We start from the raw sequence: 15561 nt of genomic DNA, 5'->3' as shown, positions 1-15561 counted from the left end.
ACCCTCGGGTCCAGGACAGCTTCCACATCGAACACCACTGATTCCCTTTCCATCTCTGACTCCTTCAAGTCGATGGGTGGGGAAAATTCGATTACCACAGGTGGGGATTATTGGATTACCGCTGACAGATGCGGACACCAGCCCGCCTTTCTCACACCGCCACGGCTACGGGTGCCGCCGCGAAGCCCGCAGCGGCACGGGCCGCTACCGTCCCACGCTCTTGTCCAGCATTCTCTTGAGGCCGTGCATCACGGCGATATTGGCTTTTTCCATCGCCTGAAGCTCGGCCAGCGCAGCTTCAAGCTTGCCCTGCCCATGCAGCTCCACTGCCCGCCTCGCATGGGCATGGACCGCACGATGCGGCGCTTCCAGTTCAGCGTATCCGGCCAGATCGGCAAAATGCTCCCGCCCCTCGCCGTCGTAGTACCACTTGCCAAGCCGGCAGTGCTGTTCGTCGGGCAAGTCCTCCGGCCCCAGCTCGGACACCCCGAGGAACACCTTATACACCTCGAGCTTGATGGTTAGCTCATCGATGTTTGCCAGCTCGACGTTGGACAGCAGCGCGGAAGACGTCACCGCCTGCTCCATGCGATGCGACAGGCTGAGAAGGTGCTTCATGCTCTGCACGGCCTCTTTGCTTTCGCTGGAGTATCGGCCGGCGTCGGCGGCGCCGAGCTCCATGACCTCACGCGCCGCACCCGTCTCCTCCTGGATACGCTCTACCAAGCCGCCAATCTCCTTGGTGGCGCCGGCAGTACGTTCCGCCAGCTTGCGCACCTCATCGGCGACAACCGCGAATCCTCGCCCTGCTTCGCCTGCACGCGCCGCCTCGATTGCCGCATTGAGGGCAAGGAGGTTGGTCTGGTCGGCGATCTCTTTGATCAAGCGCACGATACCGCCGATCTCCTCGGCGCGCCGGCTGAGGGTTCCAACATTTCTTGACGCCTCTTCCATGCGTTCGAACATGCTGTGCAGGTTGTCCGCAATGCGCTCGAATGCGCTGCGGCTGCTGTCGGACTGCGCTGCCGCCTCAAGTGCGGATGCCTTCTCCGCGTTGAGCGTGGTCGCGAGGCCAAAGAATGATTCGCGAACGCCGCCGAGCGAGTCACTGAAACTCCCCAGACTGGCAAATACGCCGCCGAGGACAGCATGCTCACGACGCAAAGCGTCGGCCTGCGTGCGAAGGTCAAGCTGTTCCGCCTCAAGCGCCCGGACGCGTTCATGGAGTGTTGCGTTGGCCTGCACAAGCTGCAGATTCTCGGCTTCAACGGTGTGTAGCCGCTCTTTGTGTCGGGAGAAGAACATCGTGAGCTCTTGTCGGTTTCTTAAAGAGTCATATCCTATACCTCTTTTTAAAACCGGGATACCTGATCGCAAACGGGCAAGCGCCCTCTGTTGCTGCGACACCAGATCCGCTTTACAGACGCGACCGGTGCAACTCGCGCGACGGCGCTTGCCGGCGCGAGCTGCAGCAACGCTATGCAACGACGACTTTCTGCGCCATACGGCGGTCGGCATGATCCAGGGCGAGATCCGCAGCCGTCTTGATCATGACGAATACGACCAGGCTCGACGCACCCCAGGCGAGCTTGTCGGCAAAGACGAGCCCGAGCGGCATTGGAAAGATGCGCAGGTAAGGCAGGAACATCAGTATCCCGATGTTGGGTCTGCCGCGAACGTCCGCCGCATGCTGCGCCTCGAAGGTTCTCCGTTGCGAGAAGGCGAAACTCAACCCGCATGCGACAAGCGTCAGTATTTCTAGCGGCGCATGCACAGGGTAGCGTTCGGCGAGGACGGCCAGATAGGCCAGATGAAACGCGCCGAAGTGCAGTACGAAGAAGTTGGCGGTGGAACGCTTCCCCTGTTCGGTCTCAGGCACTGACCTGCCATTGGATGTGAAACCCGTAGTGGAGAAGGCTCGCAGCGCGAGCATACGCTGGCGCGCGTACCAGCCAATGATCACACTCTGCACCCAGTAGGGCCACATCAGCCAACGGAGGTCCCAGTCCAGCGCCAGGGCCACAGCCAAGGTCGCCGCATTGGCTAGCACGAGGTTGCGAGCGGAATCGAAGCTCGAGAACTGGTTGGCCTGGGGCGAGGGTTTCATCTCAGCTGTTCTCCATGCGATTCCAGGCGGGCGCAGGTGATGGCCGACCGGTCGAATTCGGTATCCGTCTCGATCATGTGGCTGCCAACGAAAAGAAAATGGGCCAGGCCCAAAAAGACCTGACCCATTCACATGTTTGGCGCGCCCGGCGCGATTCGAACGCACGACCCCTGCCTTCGGAGGGGGATGTGTACCCGACTGAATATTCACTCAAAACAACGTGAATATTTATCTTTCAAATAGTTAGCGAACCTGTAGCAGCCCCTGAGAGCCTCTGAAAACCCTGTTCTACCTGTAGCGCTGGGGCCACTTTACGCCAAATTTACGCCAACGTGGGAATCATGATCGTTCATCCCCTCGCGACACAGTCCGGTACGGTCTACACTCCCGCGGCACTACTTTAGTTGCCCCTGTGCCGGTTAGTGTACGAGTGACACATTCGGTGCTGACTGCGCCACCTAGAACCGTTGTCGGTCCGTACCGACGATCAGCCGACAAGCCTTGGCCGACCGCGTACGGCCAGGTGTCCCCGGCTGTCAGCCTGTCGAAACCATGGTCATTGGAGCGCCAGGTTCACTCCGAAACCTGTCCACCGATCTACTTCGGCTGGTCGGCCAGTGCTGCCATTGGGCCACTGGCCCTACTCGGGCGGCAATACGACGGTTACCTGTCGTTTCCCAGTCAATGGGGAGCAATGACCGCTTGTCAGTTCAGGCTGCCGCCGGTGTCGACCCTCGACGGTCCTACGCGGCATCTAAGGCTGCTGACCGAGAAGACCGGCCAATTATGGCGACTGCTCACCGGCAAGTCGTCAGTTTCTATGCCACCTCAGAAAGGTCACGAAGCGGAATGGCTAGCTGAGCACCTGAAGGCTGACGGTGGCAAGCGCGACATAGCGACCGGCCTTGGCGATGGTGCAGATGAGGACAAAACTCCACAGTGGTTCGCGCATGACACCGGCTACCACCGTGAGTGGATCCCCGATGATTGGCATCCAACTCAACAGTAGCGACCAGCGACCATAACGGTGGTAGTCCGCTTGCGCTTTGGCAAGTCGCTCGGGTCGTACCGGGAACCAGCGCCGATCGCGCCAGCGTTCCACATAGCGACCGAGCACCCAGTTCACTACCGAACCCAGGACGTTGCCCACGGTGGCGACCGTAAGCAGCGTCCAGACCGGATGCATGCCACTGAAAAGCATCCCGACCAAAACTGCTTCGGACTGCAGTGGCAGCAGGGTCGCCGCGCCGAAGGCGCTCAGAAAAAGAGCGAGGTAGGTTGCGGACAGTATCAACCCCCGATTCCGATTGGCCGGGTCAGGATTTGCGGTCCCGCTTCATTCAATTCCACGCCCACTGATTACGGAGCATGCGTCCTGATCGACTTCAAGGTATAGGCGCCCTCGACCTGTTCGATCGTCACCACGACCTGATCACCGACTGCGATACCGTCCAGCAGCGCCTTCTCCTCGACCTGGAACACCATGGTCATCGGCGGCATGTCGAGGTTCGGAATGTTGCCGTGCCGAAGCGTGATCTTGCCGGCGTTCTGATCGATACGACGGACCTCGGCTTCGACCTCGGGCAAATGCCCGTCGGCGTGCGCAGCGACACTGATAAGGGTGGTCGCGAGCATGGCGGCCAATGTTTTACCTGTCATCTTCCACATCTTTCTCGTCCTCCGGTCATTGCATCGAGCGTGGTGCGTTCGGCGCGGTGCCCGCCACTTGCTGCGATTCAACCCTGACACTCGCGAGCATGCCCGCCTGATAATGACCCGGCAACAGACAGGCGAACTCGAATTCCCCGGCACGATTGAAGGTCCAGACGATCTCGGCCGTCTCGCCCGGCGGCACATGGGCCATGTAGGGTTCGTCATGCTCCATGTCGGGAAAGCGCAGCATCAGTTCGGCGTGCTCTTGCAGTGCCTCACGGTCGCCGATGACCAACTCGTGCATGATCTGACCGGCATTGCGGACCACGATACGCACGGTCTCGCCCTCGCTGACCTGCACCGCGGACGGGGTGAAGCGCATGTCGTCGGTCATCACGACCTCCAGCGTGCGATTCGCCTGCTCGGGCTCGCCGGCGATCCCCCAGCCGGTCTGTTCCTTCACCACATGCTGGCGTGGCGTGTGCTCCTTGGTGCCATGGGCATGGAGGCCCAGGCTGGTCGTGCCCAGTATCAGGATGGCAAGCGTCGGGGCGAGGATTCGATTCTTCATTTTCTTGGTGAGACTCCATGGGGGTTGAAACACTACTCGACCTGACCGCTCGATGGCGGCCAGGGCGTGCTCTGGTAAAGCGTTTGATCAGTGCGAGTGTGAACCGCTACCCGGCTTGCGCACCTGCATCTCGAGGGCGGAGCGCCGCAACCCCGGGACCTCGCCGGTATTCAGGCGCTCGGCGCTGAAACGCGCCGGTTCCGGCAATTCTCCCTGCCATTCGAAAGCCTGGGTGCCAGGCGGTTGGGTGTACCAGCCGGGGTCGGAGTAATCGCCTGGTTTCTGGTCGCGGCGCACCTTGAAGGTGGTGAACATGCCGCCCATGCCGATCGGGCCATGGGGGCCGAAGCCGGCCATCATCGCCAGGGTCTGTTCGGGCAGCATCATCGGCATGTCCTTCATGTCGGCCATGCCGCGCTCGCCCATCATCATGTACTCGGGCTCGAGTTGCTGGATGCGCCCGACCAGCCCGCGGTGGTCGATGCCGATCATGGTCGGCACGTCGTGACCCATCGGGTTCATGGTGTGATGGCTCTTGTGGCAATGGAAAGCCCAGTCCCCCTCTTCATCGGCGATGAACTCGACCTGCCTCATCTGGCCGACCGCGATGTCGGTCGTGACCTCCGGCCAGCGTGAGCCCGGCGGCGTCGGGCCGCCGTCGGTGCCGGTGACCTCGAACTCGTGGCCATGGAGGTGGATCGGGTGGTTGGTCATGGTCAGGTTGCCGACCCGGATGCGCACCCGGTCACCCAGGCGTACGTTCATCGAGTCGATGCCTGGAAACGCGCGGCTGTTGAAGGTCCACAGGTTGAAATCCAGCATGGTGTTGATCTTCGGCACCAGGCTGCCCGGGTCGATGTCGTACGCGTTGAGCAGAAAACAGAAGTCGCGTTGGACCTCGTTGATCAAGGGGTGGCGGGTACGGGGATGGGTGACCCAGAAGCCCATCATGCCCATCGCCATCTGCACCATCTCGTCGGCATGGGGGTGATACATAAAGGTGCCGGGCCGCCGGGCGATGAACTCGTACACATAGGTCTTGCCAACCGGGATCGCCCGCTGGTTGAGCCCGACCACGCCGTCCATGCCGTTGGGCAGGCGCTGGCCGTGCCAGTGGATCGAGGTCGATTCCGGCAGCCGGTTGGTCACGAACAAGCGCACCCGGTCACCCTCGACCACCTCGATGGTCGGGCCGGGACTCTGCCCGTTGTAGCCCCACAGTCGCGCGACCATGCCAGGGGCGATCTCGCGCTCGACCGGTTCGGCAACCAGGTGAAACTCCTTGACCCCATTGTTCATGCGCCACGGCGCGGTCCAGCCGTTGAGGGTGACCACCGGGTTGTAAGGCCGGCCGGTCGACGGCATCAGCGGCGGCGCGGTATCGGCCGAAGTCTGGATGACCGGCTCGGGCAAGGTAGCCAGGGCGGCCTTGCTCACGCTGGCGGCGGCCACCGCCCCGACGGCGGCACCGGCGATGAATTGTCTTCTGTCCATGCTCAATGCCCTCCCGCTGCTTTTTTGCCTGCTGCTTGCGAGACCGCGTCGGCACCCGGATAGTCCGCGCCGGCGAGTACCGCCTGAAGATTCGCATGCGCCAGCCAGAAGTCACGCAAAGCCTGCGCCGCCGAGGTGTCCGCGGCGAGCCGCTCGCGGGCGGCATCGAGCAGATCCCATGTGCTCTTCAGCATCCCGTTGTAGCGCAGCAGCACTTCTTCCTGTTTCGCGGTCTGCATGTCCTTGCGGCTGGCTGCCTGGACGGCGAGATCATGAGCGATGCGGTAGTTGACGTAGGCTTCCCGCACCTGCGAGCGCACGCTCACGGCGAGACTTTCGGCATCGGCGATCGTGCGAAAGGCATGGGGCGCATCGTGACCCACGGCCGCGCGTCGCAGGTCGATGAGCGCGGCCGCAGCCGGCGGCTGGCTGAGCACGCTTTCGTCGCTGGCAAGCTCGCCCAGCATCTGTTCCACCGCCTCGGCACCGAGGGCCTGCCAGCGCGCCTGCGCATTCGTTCCCTGGGCGCGTCGGGCACGCTCGGCCTCCTGCGTGGCAAGCGGCAGCATGGGATGACGCGAAAGGGCAGCCGCTTCCAGCCCGGTCGCGTCTATTGCGGCGGCTGGCAAGGCCGGCAGACTCGTGGGCAGCGTGAACTGCACCGCCTCTCCCCACAAGCCAGTCGTCCGTGCCAGCGCTTCGCGTGCACGGGTCGCCTCCTGCCGTGCGGCGATCAGGCCGACGCCTGCATCCTTGAGGGAGAGTTGCTCACCCAGCAGCCGGTCCTGGCCCCAGTTGCCGACACGGGTCATCCGCGCCGCGAGTTCCGCACCGGTTTCGGCGGCGCCATAGGCTTTGCCAGCGTTCTCCAACGCGGCTTCGGCGGCCACCGCGCTCACCCACGCGCGCAGCACGTCACGGGAGAAGGTGGCAGCCGCAATGTCCGCCTGGGCACGCTCGGCGCGGCTCATCGCCGAGGTCGCCAACAGGTCTGGGCGCGTGGACAGCGCCAGGCGCAGGGCTTGAGCGGCACTCATCAGCGCGCCTTCCGGCACGGATTCCAACTGTCCGGTGACCGGGTTCTCGCTCTCCCAGCGCAGAACGTCGATATGCCCGCGGGTGAACTGCCCAACCGTTTCATTGGCTTCACGCCAATTGAGCTCGCCCATTTGCGGCAACGTGCCGAGCAATGGAAGCGGGGCGTATTGGGGGGCGGGGACCGGCGCGGCCGGATCATAAGGCGGGGCGGACTGCGCGGCGATTGGCAGCAGGCCGGCCGCCAGCAAGCCCGCCAGGTGGCGTGTGCGGATCACGTTCTGACTCCTTGTCTCTCGTTGGATGCCTCCACGCTTGTGTGTGCGTGGTAGGTTGGGCACGTCGCGCATGCGCTTCCGGGCCTTGGAAACGGATCATGCGGCCTGGTTCCTTACCAGAAGCTGAATCGCGGATTACAAAAATGTAATCCGCGATTCATTCGACAAGATTCGTTTCTCGCCTTGTTTCAGCTGCCTGAATAGAGCTCCTCGTAGTGGCGACGCTCCTCCTCGGTCATTTGCAGTGAAGGCCGAGGTGAGTTGTGAGCCATGTTGCCGACGTGCTCCAGACGACCGTTCTTGAAAGTGTACTCATGCGTTGGCGGTACCCAACCAGTTTCACCACCTACGTAGCGCCAGCCGTCGGCGGCGACCGGATCTGCGCGGAATGCGCGCAGTTCCTCGAGCACCTCGGCCCGGCTCTTGGTCGAGGGCATCACGTGGAAGTCGTAACCGGCTTCGCCCCCGACCCAGTGCATGCCACTGTCGGCGCTTGCGAACGGAACGGCGAAGATGCCGAAGGAAAGGGCGATGAGGGTTTTTTTGATCGTCATGCTGTGGCTCCTTGTTTATCAATGTAGGTAACGCTTTGTCTGCATCACGGGGTTCATGATAGGGAGGCACCGATGACGGCAAGCTGAAGGGGGCATTACATCGGCGTCAGCAACATGACGATCAAGACATCTGCCCAGTCGCAACGCGCTAAACTTTAAAAGATGCTCCCTTGCCACTGGAGGCGCGATGAAGACGGAATCGCTTGGTGCATCTGACCTGCCGCCGCGAAAGCGCCGCCGCCGTGTCATTACTTTTCTCGCCGTCGCCCAATTGTTGGGCTTTCTGTCTTCGCTGGATGCGTTGATGTCAGTACGCACCGCTCAGGGCACGGTGGCCTGGATGGTGTCGCTCAATGCGGCGCCTGTCGTCGCGGTGCCGGCCTACTGGATCTTCGGGCGGACGAAGTTCCAGGGGTACGTCGTCGGACGACGCGACGAGGACAGCCGGCTCCATCATGAGCTCGAGGAGATGATGTCGCTGGTTCACCCTCATCGGGTGGCCTTGCCGCCCGGGGAGCGGCATGTCGGGGCGATCGAACGCCTGGCCAAGATGCCGATCGTCGGGGGTAACGAGGTGGAACTGCTGATCGATGGTCAGGCTACCTTCGACAGCATCCTGCAGGGCATTGGGCAGGCGCGAGACTACGTGCTGGTGCAGTACTACATCTTTCGTGACGACGAGGTCGGACGCGCGTTCCAGCAGGCGATGATGGCGAAAGCGCGCGAAGGGGTGCGGGTGTTCTTCCTGTACGACGAGATCGGGAGCTACCAGCTTTCGGCGAGCTTTCTCGCGGAACTGGCCGGGGCCGGCGTTCAGGTGCGCCGCTTTCACTCGACCCGGGGCACGGGCAACCGGCTGCAGCTCAACTTCCGCAACCACCGCAAGATCGTGATCGTCGATGGCCACACCGGTTGGCTGGGCGGGCTGAACGTCGGTGACGAATACCTCGGGCGTGACAATCGGATCGGCGCCTGGCGCGACACCCACCTTAGGATGTTCGGCCCGGCTACCCTGTGTCTCCAACTCTCCTTCGTAGAGGATTGGCACTGGGCCACGGACGAGGTGCCTGAACTCGAATGGATGCCCGCGCTTGCCGACAGCAACCTTCCGGTCCTGGTGCTACCGAGCGGTCCGGCAGATCGTTTCGAGACCGCCAGCCTGATGGTGCAGCATGTCATCGGTTCAGCCCACCGTCGGCTGTGGATCTCCAGTCCGTATTTCGTGCCCGATGAAGGGGTGATCAGTGCCCTCAAGCTGGCGGCGCTGCGTGGCGTGGATGTCCGCATCCTGATTCCGGAGCGTCCCGACAACGTCCTCACCCACTACGCGGCGTATGCTTTCGTCGGCCCGTTGATCGAGGCCGGCGTGTCGATCCACCGCTACCAGGCCGGGTTTCTGCATGCCAAGGCGTTTCTTGTGGATGACCTGGCCACCGGCATCAGCACCGTGAATCTGGACAACCGCTCGTTCAGGCTCAACTTCGAGATCACCGCCTGGGTCATGGACAGGGACTTCGCGGCACAAGCGGAGGAGATGTTTCACCACGACTTCGCCCATGCACGCACCATGTCGCTTGCCGAATTGGATGAAAAGCGGTGGTGGTTCCGTCTCTTCTCGCGTGCGGCCTACCTGACCGCGCCGGTGCTTTGAGTCCAGCTGGTGAAACGTCAGCGGATGCCAACCCGTCGCTGATGCATCCGGATATACGCGGTGATGTGCGCCACCTGATCGGGCGTGAGCTCTTCGACCGGCGGCATGTCCCCATACTGCCAGTGATGCGCACGCACACCCTGGGCTACCGCCATCTGGAAGGCCGCGTCGCTGTGGTGTGACGGTTCGTAGATCTTGTGCAGCATCGGCGGACCAACCTCCGTACCGTTCAGGTCGGCGCCGTGACAGCTTGCACAGTACGTCTCGTACAACGGCTGGCCAACGTTCGGATTGGGCATCAGGCCGGGACTCGGTTTCGGGGGTGGCTGCCAGGCTTGCGCAGCCACGCCGGTGGTCAGTGCGCCGAGGATGATGGCAAAGCCGATTCGCAGGATGAACGACTGGCGACGGGTTTCAAGCATTGAATGTTTCCTTCCGGGTTGCGGGTTGTTTGGATCTCGAGTGCGTTTATCCCTTGCCATGACAGGACGACCCACCGACTGAGCGATGGCTCCCGAAACGGGGTCCGACTTCCAGGTTACCCACTTCGCACTCCTCCGTGAAATGGACGAAACCCCGTTTCAAGGTCGCAGCCCAACCCTGGCCGAGTTTCGCGCCGACCGCCTCGAGCTCGGCTTCGATATGCTCTGCGGTGATCTGCAACAAGTCGTACGTGACTCTGACCTGACGATCCTCGGCCTCGATCGACGCTATGCCCATCAATGCGCTGACATGTTCGATGAGTACGCGTGCATGATGGTCATCGAGGGATGTCCCGAGGTCGAAGCAGCGATGCTTGAGCACGCTGCGCCCCTCCTGTTTCGGGGCCGGCTGCCCGGCCAGGCCAATGAAGAGGTGCGGATGCGCCAGAAAACGATCGCGGCACTGGGCGGAGCAGAATGCGTACACGGTGCCTGCATAGTCATGCGCGTAGCTGTCGGCATCGACTTCCATGCCGCAGACCACGTCCTTCAACTTCCGGTCCATGATTTCCTCCGTTCGATTCGTCGGTTGCGATCGCGCGTGCCGGGCGCGTCAGTCCAGGGAATCCGCTGATACATTCCGTCCTCGTTGCGGAATGAAGGCCGGTGTGCGCGCCTTGTAGTCGCGATAGGCATCGCCGAACGCGGCGATCGAGTCGCTCTCCTCGCGGCGCGCGAGCCGCGCGTACAGGAAAGCGAGGATCGGGAACAGCGCGAGCGTGATCAGCGTCGGCCACTGCAGCAGAAAACCGAACATGATCGCGACGAAGCCGACGTATTGAGGGTGGCGAATGTATGCGTAGGGACCGGTATCGGCGACACGGCGCTCGCGCTGAGCTTCGTACAGCACCGGCCACGCCTTCGCGAGCAGCCAGAAGCCGGCGACGATGAATCCGATGCTGAGCAGGTGGAACGGGCCGAAGTGCGGGTTCGCGCGCCAGCCGAACATCATTTCCAGGAGGTGGCCGGCGTCGTGCGACAACCACTCCACGCCCGGAAAGCGCGATGAAAGCCAGCCCGAGAGCAGGTAGATCGTCAGCGGAAATCCGTACATCTCGGCGAACAGTGCGACGATGAAGGCCGAGTAGGCGCCGAAAGAACGCCAGTCGCGCGTCGTCTGCGGCCTCGCGAAGCTGAACGCGAACGCGATGAAAATCGCTGAGTTCAGCAGCACCAGCGACCACAGGCCGTATGCGGACATGCCGTTCATCGCCCATCCCCCTTCGCGTCGCGCCCGTGTGTGCCGTGCTGATGACCGCCGTGCCCGCCATGCCCGTGGCCGCGATGCATGAACACGTGCATCAACGGGCACGCGAGCAGGATCAGCCATGGCAGATAGGGGATCAGATGCGCGCGATGCTCGGCAATGAGAACGAACGCGCTCAGCGCGAGAAATCCGACGAAAACCCATTTCGCGCGCTTGCTTCGCGTCACCTGCTGTGCAGGCGACTGCCGCTCGGTGCGATTCGTTTCGGGTGCATCGTGCTCGTGGCGAGTGCTTTGGTGGTCGTGCGCTTGCATGGCGTGGCTACCCCTGTGATTGTCGGATCTGCAGTGCGAACCGTTCTGCATCCATATAACTGCGCAGGTGGCGGCAGAATCGGGCTTACGGGGTCATGATGCGCTGGAGGCTCCGACGGGAACCTGACGTGGGGATTACGTTTCGATAACGCGAGATCCGTCTCAGACGGCCGGTTTCTCTGCGCTATACAGTGCCATCGTGCCGAAAACGGTCGCGTACCGTCGCTGCTCGCGTACGGCCGCGAATCCGGCGCCGGAAAACAGTTCGACGAGCCGCCCGGAGACGTTGTCGCGCGTGTTCTCGAAGCCGTCGAGCACCTGGATCGCGAAGAATGCCGCGCGCATCAGCGGCCCGCTGGCACGGCCCCAGTCCGCGACGTGCAGTTCGCCGCCGGGTCGCAGCACCCGAAACAGCTCGGCGGCGGTGCGCATCTTGTCGGACCAGTTCAGATGGTGGAAGAACAGGCTCGAGACCACCCGGTCGAACTGGGCGTCCGGGTATGGTAGGGCATACGACAGGCCGTGATCGAAGCGGATCGCGACCCCGGCTTGCTCCGCCTTGCGTGCAGCCATCGACAGGATCTCGCGGTCGCCGTCGATGCCGGTGAGGTCGAGCTCGGGATAGCGTTGCTTGGTCCAGACCGCGAGCGTGCCGGTGCCGCAGGCGAGGTCGAGTACCCGCTGGCCCGGCGCGAAGCTTGCCTGCTCGATGAGGGCCGACTTGAACGTGCGTTCGCGTGTCGTCGAGGCCACGACCGCGTCGTAGGCGGGGGTGAGCCAGCGAAAGCCGAGGGCGGGGACATATTTCTGGTCGTCAACTTGAGACATCATGCTCGCTCCTGAGAAGGGGTGTCTGCGGCGAGGTTGGGAGAGCGCTTCGCTTGGAATGCCCTCACCATCGTGTGGAGCAACCGGTCAACGCGTGACTTCCAGCCGCGCACGGCGCAGCAGCAGCGAGTTGCCGATGACGGACAGCGAACTCGCGGTCATCGCGACGACGCCGATCATCGGGTGCAGCAGGCCCAGCGCCGCGATCGGGATCGCCGCGACGTTGTAGAACCAGGCCCAGAAGAGGTTCTGCAAAATTTTCGAGAAGGTCGCCTTCGACAACCGGATCGCCTCGACGACCTTGGTCAGCTCGCCTTTGACCAGCGTGACGTCGGCCGCCTCGATCGCGACATCGGCGCCGGCGCCGATCGCGATGCCGACGTTGGCCTGCTTGAGCGCCGGGGCGTCATTGATGCCGTCGCCGACCATCGCGACCCACTGCCCGTGCTGTTGCTGCAGCGCCTTCACCGCATCGACCTTACCCTCGGGCAGCACCCCGGCCATGACGTCGTCGACGCCGACCTGATCCGCGACATGGCGCGCGGTGCGCTCGTTGTCGCCGGTGACCATGACTACGCGGATGCCCAACTCGTGCAGTGCGGCGATCGCGCTCTTCGAGTCGGCCTTGACGGTATCGGCGACTGCGACCAGGCCGGCGGCGCGGTCGTCGATCGCGACCAGCATCGCGGTCTTGCCCTCGTTCTCGAAGCGCTTCAGCGTGTCGTCGAGCGGCCCGTACGCGATCCCGACCTCGTCGAGCATGCGGCGGCTGCCGACGCGCACCGTGCGCCCGTCGACCTCGCCCTGCACCCCACGCGCGGTCACCGCCTTGAAGGCATGTACCGCGGGCACTTCGATGCCGCGCTCGCGCGTACCACTGACGATGGCCTGGCCGAGCGGATGCTCGGAGCCGGCCTCGACGGACGCCGCGGCACGCAGCACCGTTGCCTCGTCGAAGCCGTCGGCCGCGACGATGTCGGTCAGTGCCGGTTTGCCCTCGGTGATCGTGCCGGTCTTGTCGAGCACGATCACCTTGATGTCCTTCAGGGTCTGGATAGCCTCGCCGGAGCGGATCAGCACGCCGCGCTCGGCGCCGAGGCCGGAGCCGACCATCAGCGCGGTGGGCGTCGCGAGCCCGAGCGCGCACGGGCAGGCGATCACGAGCACGGCGACGGCCGACAGCGTGCCGACCATCAGCGGCGTCAGGGTCGGATTGACCCAGGGCAGGAAGCCCGCCCCCCAGTCGAGCACCGGCTGCAGGCTCGCGGCGAATACCAGCCACATCACGAAGCTCGCGATGCTGATCCCGATCACGACTGGAACGAACTGTCCGGTCACCCGGTCGGCGAACTCCTGGATCGGAACCTTGGATCCCTGCGCCTGCTCGACCAGCCGAATGACCTGCGACAGGAAGGTGTCGGCGCCGATCTTGGTCGCACGGATCCTGAGCAGTCCCTCCTTGTTGATGGTCGCGCCGATGACCGCGTCACCGGGCCCCTTCTCGACCGGCACCGACTCACCGGTCGCGATCGATTCGTCCAGGTGGCTCGCACCCTCGACGATCTCGCCGTCGGTCGGCACCTTCGCTCCGGGGCGTACCACCATCACGTCGCCGACCACGAGCTCGGCCACCGGCACCTCGACCTCGCGCCCGTCGCGCAGCACCGAGGCGGTTTTGGCGCCCAGCGTGAGCAGCTTCTTGATCGCCTGTGAGGCACGGCCTTTTGCGCGCGTTTCCAGGTAGCGGCCGAGCAGGTGGAAGGTCATGATGGTCGCGGCCATCTCGATGAAGGACGTCATTGGGTAGAAAAAGCCGATCAGCCCGATCAGGTAGGGCGGCAGGCTGCCCAGCGAGATCAGTACGTCCATGTTCGCGGTGCGGTTCGTCAGCGAGCGCCATGCGGAGCGGTGCGTCGCGAGGCCGCCGTTCGTGAATACGACCGGGAAGGCGAGCAACGCGACAATTGCGAGATAGCCCGGAATCGGCTGCCAGAACATGTGCGGGGCCATCAGCAGCATGATCAGCGTGGTCGGGATCGCGGCGATCCACAACCGCTTCCACGCGAGCGCGAGGTAGCGTTCCTCGGACTCGACCTCGCGTTCGGCCGTCTCGCCGGCCCCCTCGTCGAGCGCGTCGACGTCGTAGCCGGCGCGCTCGACGGCGGTGCGGATCGCGCCGGGCTGCGCCAGCGTCGGGTCGAACTGTACCGTGACGCGGTGACTGGCGATGTTGGTTTCGATGTGTGCGATGCCCGCGAGTCGCTTGATCGAACTCGACACGAGGCCGGCACAGTGATCGCTGCCCATGCCGGGCACGGTCAGCCGCACGCTTCGTGTCGCAGCTGTGGCAGGAATGGGGGGCGTTGCATCAGGGGGCGCCGCGTGGGCGCCGTGTCCGTGCGCGGTTGTGGTGCTGGCGGAATCGCCCATGCAGACGGTGTAGCCGGCCCGTTCGATCGCGTCGCGGATCTGCCCGCTGTTGGTTGCGGCGTCGTCAAACGCGACGGTGACCATGCGAGTCGGGATGTCGGTCGCAACCCGGCGGACACCCGGCACATGCTCGATCGCGCTCGACACCCGGCCGGCGCAATGCTCGCTACCCATGCCGGGCACGGTAATCAGAACCGTTTTCGAAACAATGGCTGGTGTGCTCATGGCCCGGTCCCTCAAGTTGTTTTTCAGGCTCTCAGCATGATCTGCGATGGCTGTCCGAACGATTGCAGCGGGATTACGGATTTGTCAGGCTGGCGGGGCGACCGCTCATCAGATCTCGAGCCGCCATAAGTGAAAGATTCTGCCCAGCAGGGGTGCGGGCAGGATGTCCGGATGAGGGCAAGGCCCTGCATCCGGACCAGTTTGCGAAGCCGATCGACTCAGCGGGCGGGCGACTGCGATTGCATTCGCTGCTCCATCGCCTCCAAGCGCTTTTCCATCATTTCCATGCGCTGGTGCATGGCTGCCGGATAACCAGCCTGCATGCCCTCGTGCATTCCCATCATGCCCTGCATGCCACCTCGCATCATGCCCGGGCCCATCGGCATGTCGCCGGACATCATCGGGCAGTCGGCCGGCATGGCGTGCATCATGCCTTCCATTTCAGCCATTTGCTCTTCCATGAGTTTCATGCGCTCGACAGGGTCCTGCATCTGCCGCATGCGCTGCATGCGCTCCTGCATCGCCGAGATGCGGGCAGCCGGGGTGGCGCCTGGCATGGCTTCGGCGCTTACGGCCTCGGCCGGGTGGTGGGCCGCATGGTCGTCCTGCTGTGCGAACGAAGCGCCGACGATCAGGCTGCCGCCGAGCAGGACGGCTAGGATCAGCGGTGTGCGATTGCGAGTGAGAGTTTTCATGATGTTTCTCCTTTGAACAGGCCCTTGCTGTGCATCT

16 protein-coding genes are annotated in these 15561 nt (G+C 63.5%); 1 reads left to right on the top strand and 15 read right to left on the bottom strand.

Features of this window, described 5'->3' with window-relative positions:
* Positions 1-204: 204 nt before the first annotated feature.
* The 8 genes from GPA21_RS08805 to GPA21_RS08770 form a co-directional block, all read right to left on the bottom strand.
* Positions 205-1305, bottom strand: a complete 1101-nt coding sequence (locus GPA21_RS08805; RefSeq protein WP_168987828.1) for a methyl-accepting chemotaxis protein — start codon at positions 1303-1305, stop codon at positions 205-207.
* Positions 1306-1477: 172 nt separating this feature from the next.
* A complete protein-coding gene (locus GPA21_RS08800; protein WP_168987827.1) occupies positions 1478-2107 on the bottom strand; it encodes a DUF6498-containing protein in 630 nt (209 codons plus the stop codon).
* An 853-nt stretch (positions 2108-2960) separates the two neighbouring features.
* A complete protein-coding gene (locus GPA21_RS08795; RefSeq protein WP_246261842.1) occupies positions 2961-3401 on the bottom strand; it encodes a YqaA family protein in 441 nt (146 codons plus the stop codon).
* Between the two features lie 65 nt (positions 3402-3466).
* Positions 3467-3766 (bottom strand): copper-binding protein, encoded by a 300-nt coding sequence (locus GPA21_RS08790; RefSeq protein WP_211163504.1) that lies wholly within the window; start codon positions 3764-3766, stop codon positions 3467-3469.
* A 25-nt stretch (positions 3767-3791) separates the two neighbouring features.
* Positions 3792-4331 carry a cupredoxin domain-containing protein gene (locus GPA21_RS08785; RefSeq protein WP_168987825.1) on the bottom strand — a complete coding sequence of 180 codons (540 nt, stop codon included), beginning with the start codon at positions 4329-4331 and terminating at the stop codon, positions 3792-3794.
* Between the two features lie 87 nt (positions 4332-4418).
* Entirely contained in the window at positions 4419-5825 is a 1407-nt protein-coding gene (locus tag GPA21_RS08780; RefSeq protein WP_168987824.1) for a multicopper oxidase family protein, read from the bottom strand.
* A gap of 2 nt (positions 5826-5827) precedes the next feature.
* A complete protein-coding gene (locus GPA21_RS08775; RefSeq protein WP_339379868.1) occupies positions 5828-7138 on the bottom strand; it encodes a TolC family protein in 1311 nt (436 codons plus the stop codon).
* Between the two features lie 188 nt (positions 7139-7326).
* A complete protein-coding gene (locus GPA21_RS08770) occupies positions 7327-7692 on the bottom strand; it encodes a DUF4148 domain-containing protein (RefSeq protein WP_168987823.1) in 366 nt (121 codons plus the stop codon).
* Between the two features lie 187 nt (positions 7693-7879).
* Here GPA21_RS08770 and cls point away from each other — a divergent pair, with 187 nt between their 5' ends.
* Complete coding sequence (gene cls, locus GPA21_RS08765) at positions 7880-9343, top strand: cardiolipin synthase (RefSeq protein ID WP_168987822.1); 1464 nt, start codon at positions 7880-7882, stop codon at positions 9341-9343.
* Positions 9344-9360: 17 nt separating this feature from the next.
* Here the strand turns inward: cls and GPA21_RS08760 are convergent, their stop codons facing one another.
* The 7 genes from GPA21_RS08760 to GPA21_RS08730 form a co-directional block, all read right to left on the bottom strand.
* Positions 9361-9765, bottom strand: a complete 405-nt coding sequence (locus GPA21_RS08760) for a c-type cytochrome (protein ID WP_168987821.1) — start codon at positions 9763-9765, stop codon at positions 9361-9363.
* 46 nt (positions 9766-9811) lie between these two features.
* A complete protein-coding gene (locus GPA21_RS08755) occupies positions 9812-10330 on the bottom strand; it encodes a YHS domain-containing protein (protein ID WP_168987820.1) in 519 nt (172 codons plus the stop codon).
* A 48-nt stretch (positions 10331-10378) separates the two neighbouring features.
* Entirely contained in the window at positions 10379-11035 is a 657-nt protein-coding gene (locus tag GPA21_RS08750) for a methyltransferase family protein (RefSeq protein ID WP_168987819.1), read from the bottom strand.
* Positions 11032-11346: a DUF2933 domain-containing protein gene (locus GPA21_RS08745; RefSeq protein WP_168987818.1), complete on the bottom strand. Its 315-nt coding sequence runs from the start codon at positions 11344-11346 to the stop codon at positions 11032-11034. Before GPA21_RS08745 ends, GPA21_RS08750 begins: the two co-directional genes overlap by 4 nt.
* A 162-nt stretch (positions 11347-11508) precedes the next feature.
* Positions 11509-12177 (bottom strand): class I SAM-dependent methyltransferase, encoded by a 669-nt coding sequence (locus GPA21_RS08740; RefSeq protein WP_211163503.1) that lies wholly within the window; start codon positions 12175-12177, stop codon positions 11509-11511.
* An 84-nt stretch (positions 12178-12261) separates the two neighbouring features.
* Positions 12262-14829 carry a heavy metal translocating P-type ATPase gene (locus GPA21_RS08735; RefSeq protein WP_168987817.1) on the bottom strand — a complete coding sequence of 856 codons (2568 nt, stop codon included), beginning with the start codon at positions 14827-14829 and terminating at the stop codon, positions 12262-12264.
* Positions 14830-15047: 218 nt separating this feature from the next.
* Positions 15048-15524, bottom strand: a complete 477-nt coding sequence (locus tag GPA21_RS08730; protein WP_168987816.1) for a hypothetical protein — start codon at positions 15522-15524, stop codon at positions 15048-15050.
* Positions 15525-15561 lie beyond the last annotated feature (37 nt).

It is taken from the genome of Azoarcus taiwanensis (genome assembly GCF_012910885.1).
GTDB classification, from domain to species: Bacteria; Pseudomonadota; Gammaproteobacteria; order Burkholderiales; family Rhodocyclaceae; genus Azoarcus_F; species Azoarcus_F taiwanensis.
Note: the sequence above shows the minus strand (reverse complement) of the source record. Positions and strands in the feature narration are given on the sequence as shown.

What these genes read in the sequence shown, in the direction of transcription:
- GPA21_RS08805 (WP_168987828.1), bottom strand. Translation starts at nt 1,305, where the DNA reads ATGTTCTTCTCCCGACACAAAGAGCGGCTACACACCGTTGAAGCCGAG.
- GPA21_RS08800 (WP_168987827.1), bottom strand. Translation starts at nt 2,107, where the DNA reads ATGAAACCCTCGCCCCAGGCCAACCAGTTCTCGAGCTTCGATTCCGCT.
- GPA21_RS08790 (WP_211163504.1), bottom strand. Translation starts at nt 3,766, where the DNA reads ATGACAGGTAAAACATTGGCCGCCATGCTCGCGACCACCCTTATCAGT.
- GPA21_RS08785 (WP_168987825.1), bottom strand. Translation starts at nt 4,331, where the DNA reads ATGAAGAATCGAATCCTCGCCCCGACGCTTGCCATCCTGATACTGGGC.
- GPA21_RS08780 (WP_168987824.1), bottom strand. Translation starts at nt 5,825, where the DNA reads ATGGACAGAAGACAATTCATCGCCGGTGCCGCCGTCGGGGCGGTGGCC.
- GPA21_RS08770 (WP_168987823.1), bottom strand. Translation starts at nt 7,692, where the DNA reads ATGACGATCAAAAAAACCCTCATCGCCCTTTCCTTCGGCATCTTCGCC.
- cls (WP_168987822.1), top strand. Translation starts at nt 7,880, where the DNA reads ATGAAGACGGAATCGCTTGGTGCATCTGACCTGCCGCCGCGAAAGCGC.
- GPA21_RS08760 (WP_168987821.1), bottom strand. Translation starts at nt 9,765, where the DNA reads ATGCTTGAAACCCGTCGCCAGTCGTTCATCCTGCGAATCGGCTTTGCC.
- GPA21_RS08755 (WP_168987820.1), bottom strand. Translation starts at nt 10,330, where the DNA reads ATGGACCGGAAGTTGAAGGACGTGGTCTGCGGCATGGAAGTCGATGCC.
- GPA21_RS08750 (WP_168987819.1), bottom strand. Translation starts at nt 11,035, where the DNA reads ATGAACGGCATGTCCGCATACGGCCTGTGGTCGCTGGTGCTGCTGAAC.
- GPA21_RS08745 (WP_168987818.1), bottom strand. Translation starts at nt 11,346, where the DNA reads ATGCAAGCGCACGACCACCAAAGCACTCGCCACGAGCACGATGCACCC.
- GPA21_RS08740 (WP_211163503.1), bottom strand. Translation starts at nt 12,177, where the DNA reads ATGATGTCTCAAGTTGACGACCAGAAATATGTCCCCGCCCTCGGCTTT.
- GPA21_RS08735 (WP_168987817.1), bottom strand. Translation starts at nt 14,829, where the DNA reads ATGAGCACACCAGCCATTGTTTCGAAAACGGTTCTGATTACCGTGCCC.
- GPA21_RS08730 (WP_168987816.1), bottom strand. Translation starts at nt 15,524, where the DNA reads ATGAAAACTCTCACTCGCAATCGCACACCGCTGATCCTAGCCGTCCTG.